Below are 17995 nucleotides of genomic sequence, written 5' to 3'. Positions count from 1 at the left end.
TACTCGGGTGAAACATCCTCCCTAGCCCTCCTTCGAAGGAGGGGACTTTAGTTACAATGAGAATCGATACTCAGCTTTTGTCATCTCGACGAAAGGAGAGATCTCATTATCTAGCTCAGGGAGGTTGCTTACTCGTCGTTCTTATTCGGACTTGCTTACTCATATGCGATTTCTCCACAAGGTCGAAATGACAATGGGTTCAAGTTCAAGTTCAGGTTCAAGTTCAAGTTCAAGTTCAGCTTCAAGTTCGATTTCAGTTTCAACTTCAACTTCAACTTCAAAACCACTATTCAAAATAAAATTTCTTTTTGATATGCCTGAAAACGTAGTCATTACAATGATAAGTTGTATTTTGGTGATGAATAATAATCCAAATTAATTATCTAAAATCAAATTATTAATACGTGTTCTTTCTTTTACCCAGTAAGTGTTTCGCTTTAACCCGTGATAAGCCTACAATAAATCCACAAGGAAAGACCGCGTAAAATGTATCAAACTATGGCAGAGATACCTGACAACATTATCCCTGTACAAGAAGCAGATAACTTGTACAAAACTTATGGAGATGATCGCGCTCCTATAATAGAAAAAGACGTAAACGACCAATATAGAGGTCAAGATCCTCCTTATGAAGCGACAAGATTTGTCACTGCAGATTATGAAAAGCTAAAAAAGTATATCGCTTTTATAGATCAAGAATCAAAAGAAGCTGGAGTAACTCCAAAAGGGCTACGTATCTATTTTGGGGCAACAAAACCTACTAAAGGTAAACCTGGTAGAGAAACTGTTTTTCTAAATCCAGTAGCTGCATTTAAAGGAGTGGATGGTGATATTTCTTATGCTATTCATACAGACTTAGATGGTAACAAACAAGCAATCACCGTAGGTGACGTTATAGATGGAAAAATACCTAAACCTTCTGACACAAAATCACTCAATGGAGATGTGCAAAGTCTCGCTGGTGATGACTGGGAATATCCACCACCGCCGAGACAAAATGACCCTAACGATTATCATTAATTAAACGGTGTTACAATAATGAACACGATACGCATATTGATTCATACAATAGAGCTAGTAGCGGCATTGTGTTCATTATTTACTCTTTGGAAATATAAATCAACACCTCTCAAATATTTTTGTGTGTACTTATGGTACGTAGTATTGCACGAAGCTGCAGCATATTTCTTACTTAGAGAAGGTATTATAAGATTTCAACTCACTAACCTCTATGGGTTCATCACTACATTTTTTGTATTATGGATGAGTTACAAATACATTAAGATTAAAAAATTCAAGAATACAACTCTGATACTTTCTGGTATAGCACTATTAATTTTTCTTGCAGAACTAATATTTAAAGGCTTCAAGGAAGTTCTTTTTGTCTCTAAAACTACTGGCTATCTTATAGCTCTAATAAGTTTATTTCTTTATATAATAGGACTCTTTAAGACAAATAGCTTACACAACCCCTTTCGGGAATTGTTTACATATTTTTTATTAGGTTTTACCTTGTTTTTAATAGCATCACCCGTAATATTATTAGCAAGAAATATGTATACAAATAATATGGAGATGAGTATTAACCTTTCATACATAATGGGGTTCATAGTTTTTTTAATGTACACCATCTTCTCTTTTGGCTTTATCTATTCTAAAAAAGCATCTGAGTTAGAAGAGGACTAGGTTAGTTCTTTTTTTATGCTAGTGTAAGCTGTAACAACATTTGCCCTAGCTCCTACTTTCCATAAAGGGTCATTTACCCCTACCCCACTATCTATAAGGGTAGTATACTTGTGTTTCCCTAGCTTGGTTTACGTTTTAACACTAACCCAAAACCAATTGTACAAATGAAAACAATTAAATTACTGGCCTTACTTTTTGTAAGCGGACTATTAATATTAAGTTGTGGTGGAGAACCGCAAACTAGTGATCACGAAGAAGAAGTACTTCTAGAGCCTAGCACGATCATTCCTTTACAAGATGCAGAAGATATGTACCATAGATACGGCACTCAACGGGTATCACTTATAGAGAGTGTTGTAAATATAGATGAAGATGGTAACACTATTAAGCCAAATGACAACCGCTACATACAAGCGACTCGCTCATTATCTATGGACTACAAAGAACTTAAGGCATACCTAACTTTTATTGAGCAACAAGCAAAACTGGCAAATGATACTAAAATCTCAGGCTTACGCATTTATTTTTCTCAATATAAACAAGGTGAGAATGATGGAAGAGCAACTGTTTTTCTTAATCCAATAATGGAAGCAGGACAGAAAGGAGACATTAGAGATGATGTAGCTTTTGCAATAAAAACAGATGGTAATAAAAGTACAGCTGTACCTGTAGGGCAACTTATAAAAATTCCATCTGAGATATCCAATAGAGCAGACTTAACAATGCCCATACAGAATGGCGTACAGAGTTTAGCGGGGAATAGTTTGCCTTGGAATCCACCACCAAAAAATGATCCAGATGATTTTCAATAAAACTAAGCCGTTTTAAATGTATGAAGAATTCAAAATTGCAGTAATAACATCTGAATATATAGCAGCAATATTTGCGGCTATATATTTCTATAAGTATCGGAATTCAAAACTCAAATTGCTACTAATTATAATGTGGTACATACCTATTAATGAGGTATTAGGTCAGTACTTATTTGCAAGAACTGAAACTGGATACCTACTTTACAATTTGTATCGCATTTTAGTACCTGCAAGTTTTGTATATCTGATTGGCACACAAATTTCAGATTCATTGAGAAAGAAAATTGTATTTGCACTTTCTGCTTTTTGTTTTCTCACTTTTTTGATAAGTATCTATTTTTCAAACCCACTTAAACAATTCTCGAGAACTACTTTCACCATTTTTACAATTGCTGTGTTAATTTCATTATTAATCTATTTCATAGAGTTATTAAAATCTGACAAAGTATTAAATATGAGTAAAAATTTATTTCTATGGATTGCTCTCGGTTTTCTAATATTTTTTATTTCATTCCCTGTAATCTTACTCGCAAGAGAGTTTGTAAGTGACGGAGACAAAATACATAGATCGTTAAATTATATTCAATTTACAGTGTCCATTTTATCATACCTCACTATTGCCTTTGGTTTTTATCAAGGAGAAAAAATGATAATCAAAAAATAAAAAATTAATACTTAAAGCGCCACACTGTATACCTTATGGATTACTTAATATACATCGTGCTATTATTTGAGTTTGCTGCCGCAATCTCTGCCACTGTATATTATAAAAAGTACAAGTCAACCCCATTAAGATGGATGCTACCACTTTTATGGTATATCGCCCTTAATGAGTTTACTTGCCACATACTACTAGCACCCTATAGGGTTGAGATACTTTATAACTTTTATGAGGTTATCGTTTGTTTAGGCTTATTAATAATCACAAGATTGCATTTATCACATCACACACGCATCGCTATAGCAAATGTATTAATCATAATAAGCGCTATCGCATTTACTATTACTGCGATTACGCAAGGCCCTTTTAAAGACTGGCCTGTATTCTCATTTACGTTATCTACTATTTTAATCATTATAGCACTCACGCTATATCTAGTGGAGCAATTAAAAAGTAATAAAATTGCAGCATACACCAGAGATATCTTTTTGTGGGTATGTATTGGTTTTTTAATATTCCACATTTCATATCCCGTTATAATGTTTTCGCGATACTTCCTTGTTAAGGATAGTGTTTTCATATATGAGGCAATTTTTCTTATTCAATTTATTGCAGTAATTGCGTGTTATGGCACGATTGCATTTGGTTTTTATAGAGGAGTACATTCAGCAACTTTAATAAATCGTACTTTATGATTAAGGAAGAAGTTCTTGTCATATGGCTGGTCTGCGTGACCATTTTGTTTCTACTATTTTTAGTAGCGACTTTGTTTTGTGCGATTGCACTCTATTATCGTTTTGATAATAAGTCGCGTGTACGGTAAATGGAGTTTCTCTCGTTTTTTTAAAATTTGGTTTTGAGTACGCTTTCGCGAAAGCGTAACACAGCACACCAGGAGTATAATATTTTACAAGTTCACTCTTTATAATTTATTACCTTACAGCACTAACTTAAAGAAACCCCTCCTTGAGCACCCTAATGTACATATCTGAAATTATAGCGGCACTTGTGGCAACTATTTTCTTCTACAAGTACAAACACCTGCCCATAAAAACGATACTGTACATACTCTGGATAGCCGTTATTACCGAAGGTATGGCTAGAGTTTACTCACATTACTACCACAATAATCACTGGGTATATAATCTGTATGCGTTCTTGTTTTACACCCTATTTTATAAAATGATTTATGATCATATAAAAAATAAAACCAGAAAACGACTCGTACTCGTTATTGCTACTATAATGATGACCGCAGTAATTATACGAGGTTTTACTGTGCCTGTAATTACATTCTATATGAGTAAAACGTATAGTATCGCAATGGTGATAATGGTGTTTTTACTTATGATTTATGCCGTAGAGCGCCTTAAGAGTGATGACAGTTTGCAGGTAAAAAATGAGCTAGCACTTTTTGTTTTTACAGCTTATTTGGTTTTTGGTATTTCCTTTATTCCGCTGGCTCCTTTTTTGACAGGGCAGATGGACTTTAACTACTCCAGAGCTATGCTAGATATCTTGAAGGGCGTACAGACTGCGGCCTTACTGTTTGCAAATGCCTTACTTGTTTTTGGCTTTATATGGACAAAACCAAGAGCAAGAGAGGTCTTATAAGAAAGCTTTCTAGATGCAAATTTTAAAGCTCCTACTGTAACTAAAAGGGCAAATGCCCTATGGTGAATGCGTACCAAAATAAGTATCTTGAACTCTTAATTTAATCACACCCCAATAGCAATCTATGTTTCTGATTCAAGATCAAGATAGCGGCACTCTTTTTATAGTGCTTGTTGCCATCACCATTTTACTACTACTGCTGGTTGTTGTAGTAGTGTTATTTTCTGTTTTTATGAAACGTAAAAATAGCTTACTGTTAGAACAAGAAGAGGCAAAACAACGTTTTGAAAGAGAAATTACAGAAACGCAGATAGAGATACGTGAGGAGACGCTACGTAACATAAGCTGGGAGCTACACGATAATATAGGGCAGCTACTTACACTAGCAAAAATACAAACACAAAACTCTGGTGGTAGCCAGCAAGATCTAGACGAGGCAGTAGCAACCATAGGTAAGGGTCTTACTGAGATACGAGCACTGTCAAAACTCATAAACCCAGAGGCGCTTAAAAATATGTCTTTACCAGAGGCACTTAACCTAGAGCTAGAACGCTTTGAGAGAATGTCTTATCTAAAACCATCGCTCAAAATATCTGGCAGCCCAATAGAAATAGATAAAAAGATTGAGACCATTATCTTTAGAATATTGCAAGAGTTTTTTACAAACACCATAAAGCACTCTAAAGCTACGCACCTAGATGTACACCTCAACTATAGAGGTGACACTGTACTCATTACCGTAAAAGATAACGGAGTAGGTTTTGATTATGAAAAAGCCAGAGCAAAAAATGGTATAGGCCTTACTAATATAGAAACACGCGCAAAGCTTATAGGCGCTACCATAAAATATATGTCACAAGTTAACGAAGGCACAACGCTATCACTTAACTATAAAACACAATCATTATGAAAACAATAGTTATTGTAGATGATCATACATTACTCAGCCAGGCCATAAGCGGCTTAGTAAATTCATTTGAAAATTTTAAAGTGCTTTATACCTGTAAAAATGGGCAAGAGCTACTAGACAACCTTAAGTTTGAAAACAAGCGTCCAGACATAGTCCTTATGGATGTAAATATGCCTATTATGGACGGTATTGAGGCTACTACAAATCTCAAAGAGCTCTATCCAGACATACTAGTGCTTGCGCTCTCTGTAGAGGAGGATGATCATACTATTTTAAAAATGATACGCGCAGGTGCAAAAGGATACCTCCTTAAAGACACCGAAAAAAAGGTACTAGAAAACGCTCTTAATGAGCTTATTATAAATGGGTATTACCATACTAATACCGTGAGCCAGCTTCTTGTAAAAAGCCTAGATGGAGATAACAGAGATGAACTTAGGGATAGAGAAATAGAGTTTATAAAACACGCCTGCACAGAGATGACTTATAATGAGATTGCATCTGTAATGTTTTTAAGCCCTAAGACAGTACAAGGATATAGAGATAGTGTGTTCTCGAAACTAAATTTAAAAAACAGAACAGGTCTTGTTATTTATGCCCTAAAAAGCGGATTGTTTAAACCATAAACTTAAGCTTCACCAAAGCTTTCAAACCTCCATAAATCAAAGATTTGTGGAGGCTTTTTTTTGAAAATAGTCGTGGTACTAGTGTACAATTATAGTAGCATAATTGCAGCAAAATTAAAAAAGGGAGGCTTTCCCCCAAAAGCCCCCCGGCTTGCTATCAAATTCTTAATTCTATTGCTAGAACTACGATTCATTTGGATGGCAAGTTGTTAGGTATAAAATTAGATGATATTTACCCTTTTTACAATTATATATAACGTTATTATTAGGGGTAAATGCCCTATTTATAAAATTACACATTTGTGACAGCCCTGTGGGCTACGTTTAACAAGATACCCGTAAGCATCTCAAAATCAACATCTTTTAATTCTTTATAGCGTAGCGACCTTAGATTTTTCCTTTTTTCGCCTCCTACAAGTGCTTCTTTATGAACACTTATTTGCACCCCACGAGGAAAACCCACGTCTACAAACGACTTTCTAAAATTGAGAAAACAAAACATTTTACCATCTAGCATATAAAATGGTAAATTCCATTTAAATGTCTCCTCTACTTCAGGTACGGTACTTTTTATAACAGCCTGTAGCTCTATAAGCATTGTGCGCCAGGGTTCTGGTTTTGAGAGTATATATGCTTGAGCAGGATTCATATCGTTACTAAAAATTAATTGTGGGGGATGGACTTATACACGCTTTTGCGAAAGCGTAATAAAAATAGTACTACACTTATATACAAGAATGGTTTGTGAGGGAGATAATGATGCTACTTAATCAAAAAAACTATTGCGATGAATGCTTATCTTTCGCCTAGTATTTCTACTTAAATATAAGATAAATTACGCACATACTTATGATAGACTTATCTGGATTAGACATTACCATCATTATAGCGCTCTTTGTAATCATACTAGGCGTGGGCTTTTATGTAGGTAAAAGCGCTGGAAAAAACACGACTCAATATTTTCTATCTGGTCGTAATATGCCGTGGTGGTTACTGGGCTTATCTATGGTTGCCACAACCTTCTCTACAGATACGCCTAATCTGGTGACAGATATTGTGCGTACTAATGGTGTATCTGGTAACTGGGTCTGGTGGGCATTTTTAGTCACTGGACTGCTCACCGTCTTTGTGTATGCAAAGCTGTGGCGCAAGTCTGAGGTAAAGACAGATATTGAGTTTTATGAGCTGCGTTATGGCGGTGCCCCGGCGCGGTTTTTAAGAGGTTTTAGAGCGATCTATCTAGGCATTGTTTTTAACGTACTGGCTATGGCGGGTGTAACCCTAGCTGCCATAAAAATAGGTGAAGTGATGCTAGGTCTTGATCCAGTAACAACCGTGGTAGTAGCTGGTGTGATTACTGTACTCTTTAGCGCCATAGGTGGGTTTAAAGGCGTAGTATACACAGATTTTATATTGTTTTTTGTGGCGATGGCAGGGGCCTTTGGCGCGGCATACTACATTGTAGGTATGCCAGAAATAGGAGGGCTTGAAGCGCTTATTACACACGATAATGTAAAAGATAAAATTAATATTCTTCCAGATTTTAATAATACAGAGATGCTCATCACGCTACTTATTATACCACTAGCGGTACAATGGTGGAGCTCTTGGTACCCAGGATCTGAGCCTGGCGGTGGTGGTTATGTCGCACAACGTATGCTCGCTGCCAAAGATGAAAACCACGCCATAGGTGCAACCTTCTTTTATAACATTATGCACTACGCGCTACGCCCCTGGCCGTGGATTCTAGTAGCACTAGCCTCACTTATAGTATTTCCCGACCTCGCAAGTATACAGGAAGCCTTCCCAAATATTTCTGAAGATAAGCTAGGGCAAGATCTTGCCTACTCTGCAATGCTCACAATGCTACCTAGCGGCTTGCTAGGCCTTGTGCTTGCATCACTATCTGCAGCATATATGAGTACGATAAGCACACACCTTAACTGGGGAGCATCATATGTGGTAAATGACGTATATGCACAACAAATTAAACCAGAAGCGACAGAGAAGGAGCTGGTCGCTGTAGGTCGCATCACCACAGTAATACTTATGGTAGTGAGTGCAGGTATCGCACTAGCGCTTACTAATGCGCTACAGCTTTTTAATATCATACTAATGTTTGGAGCAGGTACTGGACTCATCTTTATACTGCGCTGGTTCTGGTGGCGCATTAATGCGTGGACAGAGATAAGCGCGATGCTCGCCTCTGGTATCATTTCTATACTTATAGAATTTACCTCGCTGGGAGAAACACTTTTTGGCACTAGCGGGATGATGCCTGGCTATGCTAAGTTTCCTTTTGTGGTGTTTACCTCAACGCTTATATGGCTTGTTGTTACCTATCTCACAAAACCAGAAACTAAAGAAACACTTTATGCGTTCTATAAAAAAACACAACCAGGTGGGCCAGGCTGGAAAGGAATTGTCACCGCTGCAAACCAAGAGGGAGTTCCCATCGTACAACACACAGAAGCGTGGAGCGTGCCTATGGGAATAGTCGCAATGCTACTAGGCTGTGTATTAATTTACGGAACCTTGTTTACCACCGGTTACTTCATTTATGGCCAACTTACTAATGCACTCATAGGGCTTAGTTTTTGCTTTACATCTGGAGCTTCGCTCATTGCGGTTTGGAAAAAAATAAAAGGAAAAGTACTCTAATGAAATTATCTCTTATTATCACCATATTGTGTTTGAGCCTAGGGCTGCAAGCACAAGAAACGACAGACACCTACAAGCAGGCTATTGGTCTTGTAAAAAAATCATCAGTTTTTAAGCAAACTGGTGCGACAGCAATTGCTACGGGTTCAAAAACTATAAGTTTTACAAACCAAGCCTATGCATTTTGGCTAGATGGTCTAGATACCCGTTTTAATGACAAGGATTTTGAAAACTTCTTTGGTGATTTATATCAACCTAAGGAGATAGAAAGCTTTAAAAAAGCTGGAGACAAAAGAAGATCACAATACCAGCTATATGTTTCTGAGACAGATACAGATCTGTTTGTGATAGAGATGCTTTCGCGAAAGCGTAAACGCAAGGCAAAGTACCCTAAGTTTTATCAAGGGCAAAGTATCTCATTCCTTTTTGAAAAAACGAGCAATGGAGGTGTGCGCCTCATTGAGACGTTAACTCTACAAAACAATTAGACAATGATAGATTGCCAGCCTATAATAGACAAAACGTACAAGAAGGTACTCGCTATGGAAAATAGCGGCAATGTAGCAAGCTACATACCAGAACTTGCAAAGGTAGATGATACAAAGTTTGGCGTATGTCTCACCACCCAGAACGGTGAGGTCTTTACAGCGGGAGATGCGACTCTAAAATTTTCTATACAGAGTATTGCAAAAGTGCTATCACTTAGTCTCGTGCTTTCTAAAATAGGTGATGACCTATGGAAACGTATGGATTTTGAACCCTCTGGAACCGCCTTTAACTCACTAGTGCAACTAGAGAGTGAGAATGGCATCCCTAGAAACCCGCTTATTAATGCAGGAGCTATTGTGGTATGTGATATTATTTGTGAGCTTTTTGATAACCCAAAAGAAGCATTGCTTGATTATGTACGTGAGGTATCTGGTATAGAAGATCTTCAGTATTCTGAAAATATTGCTCATTCTGAGCAGCAAACAGGTTATCGCAACTTTGCACTTGCAAATTTTATAAAGTCGTTTAATAATATTAAAAATACCTGCGACCAGGTTACAGACCTATACTTTCACCTATGTAGTATCGAGATGACGTGTGAGCAACTCTCATATACGTTCGGCTTTCTTGCAAACCGTGGGAAGCAGTTTAATACAGGTAAAACAATTGTCACGCCTAATCAAGCCAAACGCATTAACGCCATTATGCAAACCTGTGGTTTTTATGATGAAGCTGGCGAGTTTGCTTATAAAGTAGGTTTACCCGGTAAAAGTGGTGTAGGTGGTGGTATGGTAGCCATACTGCCTGGTAGTTATGCAATTGCTGTATGGAGCCCTAAACTTAACAAACAAGGTAACTCCTATAGAGGAATGAAGTTTTTGCAATACTTCACAGATGAAACACAGGATACGGTGTTTTAAAATATTACCACAGCTTTGCACCACATATGAATCACATACAACCTTCCACACATCTCATTATTGCATTACTAATAACTATTTTACTCATAGTAGTTTTATGGTTTTATAAAAAGAAATTACTTGCCAGTCGTAAATGGTTATTTATAAATTCTATCCTTTTTTTATGCGTTTATGTTATTGTGGCGGGTGCTGCTTTATATCAAGACATCTCCCTACAGCTAGCCTTGCAAAAATTTGACCTCAACCGCGACGGATTTTTCAATGGTAATGAGATTACCCCACAACAATCTGAAGCAATGCAAAAATATGTTTCTGACACTGGTAGAACATTTTCGGTAATCTCTGGATTACTCTTTGCGGGAACTATCACTATTATGATATCCCTAGGTCGAGTTGTTATAAATATCTTCAAGTCCAAATGAACATCTCCATCAAGTACATCACTCTCTTTTTAGTCCTTTTTGCTATTGAAGTAATTATAGCAACATACATACACGACAATTTTATAAGACCCTACTTAGGAGATACGATTGTTATTGTATTAATTTACGCCTTTGTGATGGGGTTTTTCTATGTAGGTCACACCCTCTCAAGCAAGATTAAAGTTGCCTTTTATGTATTACTATTTGCATTTATAATAGAGGGATTGCAAGCCTCTTCTTTTATTTATAAGATAGGCCTAGGAGATCAAAAATGGGCACAAGTGATCTTGGGCACTTCTTTTTCTTGGTGGGATATTGTAGCATACATAGCGGGCTTTATCGCAATAGTATGTGCTGAATGGGTTATAAACAAAAAGAAAATAGCTTCACACTAACGGCTTGCTAGCTCTAAGCATCTCACGCTTGCCTGGAGGTCCAGGCAGTCGCTCTACTACAAAACCTGCGGCTTGCATTGCCCTTCGGGCAGCTCCTTGCGCACAATAGGTAGTAAGTACTCCTCCTGGTATTAAGGCTTCATACATTTTTGTAAAGATCTCCTCTGTCCATAAAGTGGGCTGCACTCTTGGACCAAAGGCATCAAAATAAATAAGATCAAAAACCTCACTATCTGTAATATCTTCAAAACGCTGTGTGCGCTTAGTGAGTGTAAAGTGCTCACTTATATTTTCTGGTTGCTCCCAGGCAGCGTCGTGCATCTCATTATAAACTTTTGTAGCATCCTCTTCCTCTAGCTGGCTAGCATACTCCATAGCTTGAGCTTCTTCTTGAGAAACGGGATAAGCCTCTGCTCCTACATAATTAAAAGACACATTATGTTTATGCGTCTCAAAATAGGTAAGCAAGGCATTGAGACCTGTACCAAAACCCATCTCAAGTATAGCTATCTCTTTTTTTTGTGGATATGTAGTTACATAGTGAGCAAGCCCAGTTTTAAGAAAAACGTGTCTAGCCTCTTGTATCGCACCGTGTTTAGAATGATACTGCTCATCCCAATCTGGTATGTGTATGGTCTTTGAGCCGTCTGCCGTGGTAATTATTTCTCTTTTCATTTTTCTTTTGAGGTTATTGCTTTGCGCAACATATAAAAAAGGGCAGGCTTACACCCACCCTTTTTAAAACTATATCGAGTTACTTCTTATTCTGATTTAAGAAGAACACCATCTGCCATAAATCTTAATTCTCTCTGTGGCTCTGTAATGGCTGCTATCTCTTCTTCAGACTTGCCCCCGTCTTTTGCCATATGTCTCAACTCATCTACAGATACTTCTTCTAGATATGCCTTACCTTCTACAATAGCCTCTCCTCCATCTGTATCTGTAGGGACAAAAAATCTGTAATCTTTAAATTTTACAAATACCTGCTCCTCACCAGCTATATCCAGTCGCATCCAGCATCCTTTTGAAACACAAACAGCGTTTACTGGAGCCTGAAATTTTACAACCGCCGTATCACCTTCGGCAAGTGAAGCATATTTTTCGGCAATCTCACTTTTAGTTAATGTATTTTCTGGAGATATCGTTGCTCCATAGCTAGCATAATCGTTTTGAGCAATCGTTTGATTTGTAGCTAGTTCTTCATTTTTTTCTGATTCCGCTTTCGCGAAAGCGTCATTACTCCCCTCTTCTCCTTGTTTACAACTTAGTAATGTCAAGAAAATTAAGAATATCGTTGCACATAGTTTCATAATCATTTGGTTTTAAGTTGAACATCGTAAAATTATGCAAAAATCAATCACCGAGTATGACAAATCACTAAATTTGTTACTATGGAAACAACCTCTACTCTTAAGATTACAAAGCGAGACAACAGTAAAATTGCTGATGTTGATTTTAATAACCTTGCTTTTGGAAGCGTTTTTACAGACCATATGTTTTCTGTAGAATATGTAAACGGGCAATGGCAGCAACCAGAAATAGTACCTTACGGACCTATCTCTATGGATCCTAGTGCAAAAGTTTTTCACTACGGTCAAGCTGTTTTTGAAGGGATGAAAGCTTTTAAGGATGATAATGGGGATATCTTCTTATTTCGTCCAGAAGATAACTGGGAGCGTATCAATACCTCATCTGCACGTCTAGCAATGCCAGAACTTCCTAAAGAAGTTTTTATGGAAGGTCTTATGGAGCTTCTTAAACTAGACGAAGCTTGGATAAAAGCTGGAGATGGTAATTCTTTATACATACGCCCTTTTCACATTGCAACACAACCGGGAGTATCTGCATCACCATCAGACAGGTATAAGTTTATGATTATTCTTGCGCCTGCTCAATCATATTACTCTGGTGAAGTAAGCGTAGTATTTGCCGAAAAGTATAGCCGTGCCGCGAGTGGTGGTGTAGGTTATGCAAAAGCTGCAGGTAACTATGCTGCACAATTTTACCCTACTAATCTTGCAAAAGAAGAAGGATACCAGCAGGTAATCTGGACAGATGCAAACACACACGAGTACCTAGAAGAAGCGGGTACGATGAATGTATTTTTCCGTGTGGGAGATAAACTTATTACAGCACCTACTAATGATACTATCCTCAATGGTATCACACGTAAGAGTATCATACAACTGGCAGAAGCAGCAGGTATTACTGTAGAAGTAAGACCAGTAGCTGTAAAAGAGATTGTAGAAGCTGCACAAGCTGGTGAGCTTAAAGAAATTTTTGGCGTAGGTACTGCTGCAGTAGTAGTTCCTTTTAAGAGCTTTGCTTACAAGGGTGAAGATCACAAACTCAATGCACCAGAAAATAGTTATGGAGTACAGTTTAAAAAAGACTTAAACGACATACAATATAATCGCACAGAAGATAAATACGGATGGAGAGTTGCTGTAAAGTAGTACTTCACCATACATAAACAAAAACCGGAATAGCAGCTGCTGTTCCGGTTTTTGAGTTTCTACAAGGCTATTATACTAAGAGACTACAGACTTTTTATTACCTTGTAAGCATTAATAAAAACAACCATCTAGATTATGAAAAGAGGTAGCGGTCTTAAGATCAGGTTACTTATAGGAGTTGCCATTGTTGCATTTGCACTTTTTAAAAACTGTAGCAACAAGGAAGAAAATCCTTATACGGGTAAAACCCAAAGCATCACAATGTCTCCAGAAGAGGAGATTGCTATAGGCTTACAACACGCGCCTGCTATGGCAGAGCAGCACGGAGGCTTACATCAAGACCAGCAGTTACAAGCTTTTGTAGATCAAGTAGGTCACAAGCTCGTACAAGAAAGTATGGCTAGAGAGACACCTTATAACTATGATTTTCATTTATTGCAAGATGAGCAAACGGTTAATGCATTTGCATTACCAGGTGGCCAGATTTTTATCACCTATGCCCTACTCTCAAAACTTGAAAATGAAGATCAGGTTGCTGGAGTACTAGGTCACGAGATAGGCCACGTACTAGGTAAACACAGTGCAGAGCGTGTAGCAAACTCAGAGATGTGGTCTACCATCTCTATGGGTGCAGAAGTAGGCGGAGGTATGGGAGGTGCAGCAGGTGCCATAGGTCAGAACATATTACTAGGTAATAGTCGTGATGACGAGTTAGAGAGTGATGATCTAGGCGTGCGTTTTATGATACGCGCTGGTTATGACCCGTACCAAATGATAGGCGTGATGAAAATACTTAAAGCTGCAAGTGGTGGTAGTCGCCAGCCAGAGTTTGCAAGCACACACCCAGATCCAGAAAATCGTATAGAGCAAATCAAGGAGAGCATCCAGAAATATGGTTATACGGGACCAGCGACTATGTAATAATATACTCGCAACCGTTTTCGTTAAAACCCCTTTAAAACCTCGCACCCGCGAGGTTTTGTTTTTATCTTTACTACTCAACCTAAGACGATGAATAAAAAAACAATCCTAATGATACTAGATGGCTGGGGTATGGCTCCAGACAAGAAAGTATCTGCCGTAGACCAGGCACAAACGCCTTTTATAGATAGCCTTTACAATAAGTACCCGCACGCACAGCTACTCACCCACGGTGAGAATGTAGGCCTGCCAGAAGGCCAGATGGGTAATAGCGAAGTGGGCCATATGAATCTAGGCGCAGGAAGGATTGTTTATCAAGACTTTGCTAAGATCAATAAAGCACTTAAAGAAGATACGCTCAAAGATGAGCAAGCGCTCAAGGATGCTTTCGCTTTCGCGAAAGAAAACAACAAGTCTGTTCACTTTCTCGGTCTCGTTTCTGATGGAGGTGTACACTCACACATTGAGCATCTTAAAGGACTTATTCTCGCTGCCGAAAATGCAGGAGTGCCACAATCTTTCATTCACGCTTTTTCTGATGGTAGAGATGTAGATCCAAAATCTGGAAAAAAGATGATATCTGATATTTCTGCTTTCGCGAAAGCGCACAACGCACAACTAGCATCTGTAATAGGTCGCTACTACGCAATGGACAGAGATAAACGATGGGAACGCGTTGCACTTGCATATAATTTAATTACTAAAGGTGCCGGAACGCCTACTAAAGACATAGAACAAGCCATACAAGCCAGTTATGACGCTGGTAAAACAGATGAGTTTATAGATCCGCTTTTTGTGACTCAAGATGGTGAGACCATCTCTACCGTGCAAGAAGGTGACGTAGTGATTTTCTTTAATTTTAGAACAGATCGCGGTCGCGAACTAACGGAGATGTTATCTCAAAAAGATTTTGCAGAGCAAGACACAAAAAAGCTTGACCTGTATTATGTTACAATGACTAACTATGATGACACCTTTAATGACATTAAAGTTATTTACGACAAAGACAATCTCGTAAATACCCTTGGTGAAGTTTTAGAAAGCGCAGGTAAGAAACAAATACGCATCGCAGAAACAGAAAAATATCCTCACGTAACCTTCTTCTTTTCTGGAGGGCGTGAAGAACCTTTTAATGGAGAGTCTAGATTGCTAGCTCCCTCGCCAAAGGTTGCCACCTACGACTTGCAGCCAGAAATGAGTGCTTTTGAGATACGTGATAAAATTGTTCCAGAAATAAACAAAGGAGACGTAGACTTTGTCTGCCTCAACTTTGCAAATCCAGATATGGTAGGTCATACGGGTGTGATGGAAGCCGCAATAAAAGCCTGCGAAACAGTAGACAGCTGTACAAAAGATATTGTAACCGCCGCCGAAGAAAATGATTATACTGTAATCATCATAGCAGACCACGGTAATGCAGAAGTAATGATTAACCCAGATGGATCGCCTAATACGGCACACACGACAAATCCAGTACCGGTGATACTAGTCGATAAAGACATCAAGAAAATCAACAATGGTATTCTATCTGATGTGGCTCCTACAGTTTTAAAATTGCTAGGCGTACCACAACCAGATGTGATGGATTGCGTACCTTTAATCTAAAAATAATGAGGATGAAAAATATCATTTATACAGGTTTGCTAGCTATAGTTCTTGTAAGCTGTAATACTTCAAAAACAGCTACAGAAACCCAGGCTACGGCGCCAAAAGAAGAAAAAGCTACAGTGATTGCAAAAGGTAATAGAATTGAAAAACCTACTACCCCTACAAAACCTGCCTTACCTGCAAAGCCTGCACCTAAAGTAAAGACAATGCTAGTGGGTAAAGAAGATCGCACAGCACTAGAGCAACCACCATTTGGAAGCTGGTACAACACAAACTATGCACGGTATAAAACTGATGATGCACTTATACCAGAAATCACAGAAGAGATAGAAGGAGTTACCATTACTACATTTATGGGGACTTGGTGTGGAGACAGTAAACGTGAGACACCACGTATGTTTAAAATATTAGATAATGTAGCCTTCAGTAAAAAAGACCTTACACTTATTACTGTAGATCGCACAAAGAAAAAACCTACTGAATTTACAGCAGAAAATAATATTATACGCGTTCCTACTTTTATTTTTAAAAAGGATGGAAAGGAAATAGGTCGTATAGTCGAGCGTCCTGTAGAAAGCTTAGAAGCAGATATGCTTAAAATTTTAAAAGGAGAATCTTACAAACACGCATATGAAAATTAAAATAATCGCTCTTGCCGCTCTTACCGTACTATTAACAGCTTGTAATGAGCACAAAACAGTAGAGCAAGTTACCGAAGAGCTAGAAGAAAAAGTAGCTACAGAAGCACCTCTAGAGGAAGAAGCGCCTATACTTATAGGTGAGTTTAAAAGAGATACCCTCGAGTCTCGTGCTTATAATAAATGGTTTATACAGAGTTATAAAGATCACACACTAGATACAGAGAGTCTTCCTGCTTTAAAAAAGGGGCTTACAGATGTACGTGTCACCGTATTTATGGGAACTTGGTGTGAAGATAGCCAGCGTGAGGTACCTGCCTTTTTTAAAATGCTTGATGAAATAGATTACGATAGTGACCTTATTCATATCGTAACCGTTTCTGAAGATAAAACAGAACCTGCAGAGCTAGTAAATCATAAAGAAATAACAAATGTTCCTACTTTTATATTTACTAAAGATGGTAAGGAGCTAGGCCGTGTGGTTGAGTATCCGTTAGAAAGTCTAGAGAAGGATATGGTAAAAATACTCTCAGGTCAAGAATATAAACACGCTTATGCGGAGTAATATGAACAAACTTTAGATTATCAAAACCCTTCATAAATTATGAAGGGTTTTATTTTTTAGTACTTGTAAAAAGCTAGACAATATTCATTAGTTTAGCCACACTAACATTAATCAAAAAACACAATTAATTTATGGAATGGTATTTAAAGGTAGTACGAGACAACTATGCAAATTTTGAAGGTAGAGCACGTCGTAAAGAGTACTGGATGTTTTATTTATTTAATATGATATTTACTCTCTTAGTATATATTCCTCTCATAGCCGGAATTGCGATGGAGAATGAAACTCTTATGATGGTAGGTGGTATATTATTTATGCTTTATATACTTGCGATAATAATTCCCTCTATTGCCGTAGCTGTGCGAAGACTACACGACCAAGATAAGAGCGGCTCTTGGTATTTTGTTACCTTTATACCTTTTATAGGAGGTATTTGGCTCTTAATACTTATGGTTACAGAAGGAACACACGGACCTAACCAGTATGGACCAGATCCTAAAGGGGATCTTATTCAGTAAATAACAATAACTACTTTAAAAAGGGCTTCTATAAAACTTATAGAAGCCCTTTCTTATTATATAAACGTAACCGTAGTTCTTTTTGTAATTTTG

The 17995-nt window shown here is 37.8% G+C and carries 21 protein-coding genes; 17 read left to right on the top strand and 4 right to left on the bottom strand.

Translation table 11 applies throughout. The annotated features are described in order from the left end of the window. Positions 1 to 159: 159 nt before the first annotated feature. Positions 160 to 333 (bottom strand): hypothetical protein, encoded by a 174-nt coding sequence (locus tag ACJJVM_RS10185; protein WP_405211608.1) that lies wholly within the window; start codon positions 331 to 333, stop codon positions 160 to 162. 165 nt (positions 334 to 498) lie between these two features. Here ACJJVM_RS10185 and ACJJVM_RS10180 point away from each other — a divergent pair, with 165 nt between their 5' ends. From ACJJVM_RS10180 to ACJJVM_RS10155, 6 genes are all read left to right on the top strand, one after another. Further along, entirely contained in the window at positions 499 to 1020 is a 522-nt protein-coding gene (locus ACJJVM_RS10180) for a hypothetical protein (protein ID WP_405211607.1), read from the top strand. An 830-nt stretch (positions 1021 to 1850) separates the two neighbouring features. Beyond that, positions 1851 to 2498 (top strand): hypothetical protein, encoded by a 648-nt coding sequence (locus tag ACJJVM_RS10175; RefSeq protein ID WP_405211606.1) that lies wholly within the window; start codon positions 1851 to 1853, stop codon positions 2496 to 2498. Positions 2499 to 3197: 699 nt separating this feature from the next. Continuing rightward, entirely contained in the window at positions 3198 to 3854 is a 657-nt protein-coding gene (locus ACJJVM_RS10170) for a hypothetical protein (protein ID WP_405211605.1), read from the top strand. Between the two features lie 283 nt (positions 3855 to 4137). After that, a complete protein-coding gene (locus ACJJVM_RS10165) occupies positions 4138 to 4773 on the top strand; it encodes a hypothetical protein (RefSeq protein ID WP_405211604.1) in 636 nt (211 codons plus the stop codon). A 124-nt stretch (positions 4774 to 4897) separates the two neighbouring features. Next, positions 4898 to 5683: a sensor histidine kinase gene (locus tag ACJJVM_RS10160; protein WP_299150501.1), complete on the top strand. Its 786-nt coding sequence runs from the start codon at positions 4898 to 4900 to the stop codon at positions 5681 to 5683. After that, entirely contained in the window at positions 5680 to 6309 is a 630-nt protein-coding gene (locus ACJJVM_RS10155) for a response regulator transcription factor (RefSeq protein WP_298353672.1), read from the top strand. The genes ACJJVM_RS10160 and ACJJVM_RS10155 overlap by 4 nt, the downstream gene beginning before the upstream one ends. A gap of 292 nt (positions 6310 to 6601) precedes the next feature. Here the strand turns inward: ACJJVM_RS10155 and ACJJVM_RS10150 are convergent, their stop codons facing one another. Beyond that, complete coding sequence (locus ACJJVM_RS10150) at positions 6602 to 6958, bottom strand: DUF1801 domain-containing protein (protein WP_405211603.1); 357 nt, start codon at positions 6956 to 6958, stop codon at positions 6602 to 6604. 200 nt (positions 6959 to 7158) lie between these two features. Between ACJJVM_RS10150 and ACJJVM_RS10145 the strand changes: the two genes are divergently transcribed. Genes ACJJVM_RS10145 through ACJJVM_RS10125 form a run of 5 tightly spaced genes read left to right on the top strand, consistent with a single transcriptional unit; the run spans position 7159 to position 11196 of the window. Next, complete coding sequence (locus ACJJVM_RS10145) at positions 7159 to 8970, top strand: sodium:solute symporter family protein (protein ID WP_405211602.1); 1812 nt, start codon at positions 7159 to 7161, stop codon at positions 8968 to 8970. After that, positions 8970 to 9458, top strand: coding sequence for a hypothetical protein (locus ACJJVM_RS10140; protein ID WP_405211601.1), 489 nt, complete (start codon positions 8970 to 8972; stop codon positions 9456 to 9458). The genes ACJJVM_RS10145 and ACJJVM_RS10140 overlap by 1 nt, the downstream gene beginning before the upstream one ends. A gap of 3 nt (positions 9459 to 9461) precedes the next feature. Further along, the gene (locus ACJJVM_RS10135) at positions 9462 to 10379 is read left to right on the top strand and encodes a glutaminase (RefSeq protein WP_405211600.1); all 918 of its coding nucleotides are present in this window, start codon (positions 9462 to 9464) and stop codon (positions 10377 to 10379) included. Positions 10380 to 10405: 26 nt separating this feature from the next. Beyond that, positions 10406 to 10801: a hypothetical protein gene (locus ACJJVM_RS10130; RefSeq protein WP_405211599.1), complete on the top strand. Its 396-nt coding sequence runs from the start codon at positions 10406 to 10408 to the stop codon at positions 10799 to 10801. Beyond that, positions 10798 to 11196, top strand: a complete 399-nt coding sequence (locus ACJJVM_RS10125; protein ID WP_405211598.1) for a DUF2809 domain-containing protein — start codon at positions 10798 to 10800, stop codon at positions 11194 to 11196. The genes ACJJVM_RS10130 and ACJJVM_RS10125 overlap by 4 nt, the downstream gene beginning before the upstream one ends. On the opposite strand, the gene mnmD is transcribed toward ACJJVM_RS10125, so the two are convergent. Both mnmD and ACJJVM_RS10115 read right to left on the bottom strand, forming a co-directional pair. Beyond that, a complete protein-coding gene (gene mnmD / locus ACJJVM_RS10120; RefSeq protein ID WP_405211597.1) occupies positions 11188 to 11871 on the bottom strand; it encodes a tRNA (5-methylaminomethyl-2-thiouridine)(34)-methyltransferase MnmD in 684 nt (227 codons plus the stop codon). The genes ACJJVM_RS10125 and mnmD overlap by 9 nt on opposite strands. An 86-nt stretch (positions 11872 to 11957) precedes the next feature. Further along, positions 11958 to 12506 (bottom strand): DUF4920 domain-containing protein, encoded by a 549-nt coding sequence (locus ACJJVM_RS10115; protein ID WP_405211596.1) that lies wholly within the window; start codon positions 12504 to 12506, stop codon positions 11958 to 11960. A gap of 81 nt (positions 12507 to 12587) precedes the next feature. Here ACJJVM_RS10115 and ACJJVM_RS10110 point away from each other — a divergent pair, with 81 nt between their 5' ends. From ACJJVM_RS10110 to ACJJVM_RS10085, 6 genes are all read left to right on the top strand, one after another. Further along, a complete protein-coding gene (locus ACJJVM_RS10110) occupies positions 12588 to 13652 on the top strand; it encodes a branched-chain amino acid aminotransferase (protein WP_405211595.1) in 1065 nt (354 codons plus the stop codon). 135 nt (positions 13653 to 13787) lie between these two features. Continuing rightward, positions 13788 to 14573, top strand: a complete 786-nt coding sequence (locus ACJJVM_RS10105; RefSeq protein WP_405211594.1) for a M48 family metalloprotease — start codon at positions 13788 to 13790, stop codon at positions 14571 to 14573. 90 nt (positions 14574 to 14663) lie between these two features. Beyond that, a complete protein-coding gene (gene gpmI, locus ACJJVM_RS10100) occupies positions 14664 to 16178 on the top strand; it encodes a 2,3-bisphosphoglycerate-independent phosphoglycerate mutase (RefSeq protein WP_298353702.1) in 1515 nt (504 codons plus the stop codon). Between the two features lie 11 nt (positions 16179 to 16189). After that, entirely contained in the window at positions 16190 to 16822 is a 633-nt protein-coding gene (locus tag ACJJVM_RS10095) for a thioredoxin family protein (protein WP_405211593.1), read from the top strand. Continuing rightward, complete coding sequence (locus ACJJVM_RS10090) at positions 16812 to 17384, top strand: thioredoxin family protein (protein ID WP_298353706.1); 573 nt, start codon at positions 16812 to 16814, stop codon at positions 17382 to 17384. The genes ACJJVM_RS10095 and ACJJVM_RS10090 overlap by 11 nt, the downstream gene beginning before the upstream one ends. A gap of 131 nt (positions 17385 to 17515) precedes the next feature. Then, positions 17516 to 17902: a DUF805 domain-containing protein gene (locus ACJJVM_RS10085; protein WP_298353709.1), complete on the top strand. Its 387-nt coding sequence runs from the start codon at positions 17516 to 17518 to the stop codon at positions 17900 to 17902. The last annotated feature ends 93 nt before the right edge of the window (positions 17903 to 17995 follow it).

The sequence above is a fragment of the Dokdonia sp. Asnod2-E02 genome (assembly GCF_045063915.1).
In the GTDB taxonomy this organism is placed as follows: Bacteria; Bacteroidota; Bacteroidia; order Flavobacteriales; family Flavobacteriaceae; genus Dokdonia.
This window is presented reverse-complemented; position numbering and strand designations above follow the sequence as displayed.